Below are 3252 nucleotides of genomic sequence, written 5' to 3'. Positions count from 1 at the left end.
AAGCCGACCCGCCTACGGCGGGCGGCTTATCTGGCCCGTTAGTCCTCACAGATCATGACCCGCTTCTTTCCAGAGAACCGAGCGAACTGGCGATCCCTTCAGGACCTCCCCAACAGATCGTTCACCTGTGGCTACTGCAACGTGACCGTCTCATCCATAAAAGGCTACAAGCTCGGGACGGGCAGCGATGGAAGTGGCGACCATCTGGGTGGCGTCTACGTCTGCCCGAATTGCGGTGGCCCAAGCTTTTTTACCAGTTCCGCCCGATACCCTACGCCGGCACTTGGCAACCCGGTTCAACACGTACCTCCCGACCTCTACGCTCTGTACGAAGAAGCGCGCCGCTCCTCTGGTCAAAACTGCTTTACCGGTGCCGTTCTGTTGTGCCGGAAGATGCTGATGAACATTGCGGTGCAGCAAGGCGCAGCGGAAGGGCTGAAATTTATCGAGTACGTCAACTTCATCGCAGAGAAGGGCTACGTCCCTCCGAACGGGAAGCATTGGGTGGATCACATACGAAAGAAGGGCAACGAAGCCACTCACGAGATCGCCGTGATGGGGGAGCAGGATGCGAAGGAACTGATCTCCTTCATTGAAATGTTGCTCCGCTTCATCTATGAATTTCCAAGCATGGTTCCGGTGAGCACGTGAGGGCTAACAGGTCGTTCGACTCGGACACGCCCCGGCAGGCCGCCGCGAGGCGCCCAGGTGATCGTGTACCTCGCGGCGTCCTGCCGGGGCGTGCCGGTCAACTCCGACGTTAGAAGGAGCTATATTTTGTTTGGATTTTTTAAGAAAAAAACTTCCCCAGATGCACGAGGAGCAAAAGCAAACGAAGTTCTAAGTCGTTCTGCAGACATGCTGAAAATGCAACTCATGCTATGCAATGCAGAACCGCAGAAATACCAAGAATTCATCAATTCAAATTCGTTTTCTGGATACACCTGTGGTTTTTTTGATGCCACGCTCCAGTACGCGGGACTACGTCCTCCGGAAGATCCGCAAGTTTTTGCGCTTATATCCTTAGGATTCCTTCATCTATTTAACAAAAATCAAGATGAAGCACTGCGCCATTCCGAAAAATTCTTAACTGAACAAGATACACCAGAATTTCACAATTCCAGAGTGCTGGGTGGCTCAGAGTACTTTGATTTCATGGATGGAAAAATAAAGATGCCAAATGGGCTCGCTAGAATTTTTCATCAAGAAAATTAAACCAAGAAATATATGCCCCCAGAAAATACAAACAACAAAGACGAAACACTCAGCACAGGTGACTGGATCATGGGTGTTGTTGCTTTTTTTCTAACCCCGATAGTCTCAATAATTCTAGCAATTTACAATTTTTCAAGATCACGCAAAAAACAGGGAAAACTTTATCTTGGTGTTCTTGGAATACAGTTGCTTATAGGTTTACTACTTTCCATTAGATAAGACAAATTCAAATACTTTTTATTAAAGATAAGTTCTAACCGTTCGTCGCAGCCGACCGCCTACGGCGTCGGCTGAACTTATCCGTTGGGCACTACGGAAGAGCCATGGATACTTTGAAACATCAAGTCATCACCAAGGATTTCCCCGAAAATCTTGATGGGGGAATCATGATTTGCGGTATTAACTTTGGCTACTCTGCCGAGGATGAAGCCTTGGAAAAGGCTGGAATTATTGCTGCACAAGACCCCCTGTCATTTTTCTCAGACAAAGCTGTCAATAACACACGCTTTAGAAACAAGATTCTGGCTTGGCTGTCGAGTTGGGGTTTTGAATTTGTTACCCAAAATGGCAAAGAAGGTGCATTTGAGCGTACCTTCTTTCAAACAAACTGGCTTGATACGCAAACAAGAAGCATCACAAGCGATGGGTCTATTACAGTAAATACACTGGTGCAAGAAGCTGATGGTTTTCTGCGTCTGCTTGAGTCAAGAAAACCATCCGTCATTATCTTTGTCGGTGGTTTGATGATTGAGGCTCTCAACGACATACAGATACGTCAGCGGGTTGTTTCGATTCTCGGCGAAAGGTCTGGAAATGCAAAAATTTATCGCGCCGATCCTCCTAACTACACAGGCACTAAATTCAAATTGCTGGCGCAGAAATTCGGGGAAACGCAAATTATCAGCTTGCCACACCCGCAGGCACGCGGAATTTCTGATGAATATGTCGCCGCTCTAAAGCCACCAATTCATGTCATTCATAAAATAATCGAGAAGCAAATGCAAAAAGGGAGAAGCCATGTCTCGCTGTAAATACTGTGGAAACAATGTCAGTGCGGGCGGCTCATGTTTAAAAAGCCCGATAAAAACCCATGTTGTTGACATTCCCGGAAAGTGTATTTACTGCGGAAACAAAGTGAGTGCGGGTGGTTTGTGTGGAAAAAGCCCACATAAATCGCACGAAGTTAATAATGGGCCAGACAGATGCATTTACTGCGGCAATAAGGTCAGCGCTGGCGGCATGTGCCAAAAAAGCCCATCAAAAGGTCATGTTCTTGGCAAGTAATATGCCCAACCCTGCGCTCCAGGGGACGCGCCGCAAGCGTCGCGCCCCTGAGCTTAAACGTTAGACCACAGGCCGGCAATTCGGAGGAATCATGCAATCAAAAGAGCATTGGGAGCGCGTTTACTCAACCAAGTCTACCGACGCCGTTAGCTGGTATCAGCCGCACGCCGATCACTCGCTTCAGTTGATTGAAGCAACTGGAGTGCCGCGCACGGCATCCATTATCGATGTCGGCGGCGGCGCCTCCACTCTCGTTGACGATCTTCTCGCAAGAGACTACCAAGGCATCACTGTCCTTGACCTCTCTTCCGCCGCACTCAACTCTGCCAAAGACCGCCTCGGCACTAAGGCAAATTCAGTTACTTGGCTTGAGTCTGACATTACAAGGGCCGAGCTCCCCTTCCATGCATATGACGTATGGCATGACCGCGCTGTATTTCACTTCCTGACGGCTCCGGAAGATCGGCATGCCTACGTTAAATCAGTGCTTCGCTCGGTAAAGCCAGGTGGGCACGTGATCGTCGCCACTTTCGCCGAGGACGGACCACTCCAATGCAGTGGCCTGCCCGTCATGCGCTACAGCGCAGCTCAACTTCACGCGGAGTTTGGTGAGGGCTTCAAACTCATCTCGCACGACAGAGAGTTGCATCACACTCCGTTCGGGACGACCCAACAGTTCACGTACTGCTACTGCCGCAGGCCAGCATCCTGATCTGTGGTCTAACAATTCATTCAAGCCGACGCCGCTTCGCG

The 3252-nt window shown here is 49.5% G+C and carries 4 protein-coding genes; all 4 read left to right on the top strand.

The features are described from left to right. The first annotated feature begins 54 nt into the window (after positions 1 to 54). The 4 genes from A612_RS16205 (at position 55) to A612_RS16200 (ending at position 3211) form a co-directional block, all read left to right on the top strand. Positions 55 to 651 carry a DUF4145 domain-containing protein gene (locus A612_RS16205; protein WP_040435266.1) on the top strand — a complete coding sequence of 199 codons (597 nt, stop codon included), beginning with the start codon at positions 55 to 57 and terminating at the stop codon, positions 649 to 651. A gap of 57 nt (positions 652 to 708) precedes the next feature. After that, entirely contained in the window at positions 709 to 1215 is a 507-nt protein-coding gene (locus A612_RS16835) for a hypothetical protein (protein ID WP_141630302.1), read from the top strand. A 323-nt stretch (positions 1216 to 1538) separates the two neighbouring features. Next, entirely contained in the window at positions 1539 to 2246 is a 708-nt protein-coding gene (locus A612_RS16830) for a hypothetical protein (RefSeq protein ID WP_141630301.1), read from the top strand. 344 nt (positions 2247 to 2590) lie between these two features. Further along, positions 2591 to 3211: a class I SAM-dependent methyltransferase gene (locus A612_RS16200; RefSeq protein ID WP_075806983.1), complete on the top strand. Its 621-nt coding sequence runs from the start codon at positions 2591 to 2593 to the stop codon at positions 3209 to 3211. The last annotated feature ends 41 nt before the right edge of the window (positions 3212 to 3252 follow it).

Source organism: Melaminivora alkalimesophila (assembly GCF_000282995.1).
Classification (GTDB): domain Bacteria; phylum Pseudomonadota; class Gammaproteobacteria; order Burkholderiales; family Burkholderiaceae_C; genus Melaminivora; species Melaminivora alkalimesophila.
This window is presented reverse-complemented; position numbering and strand designations above follow the sequence as displayed.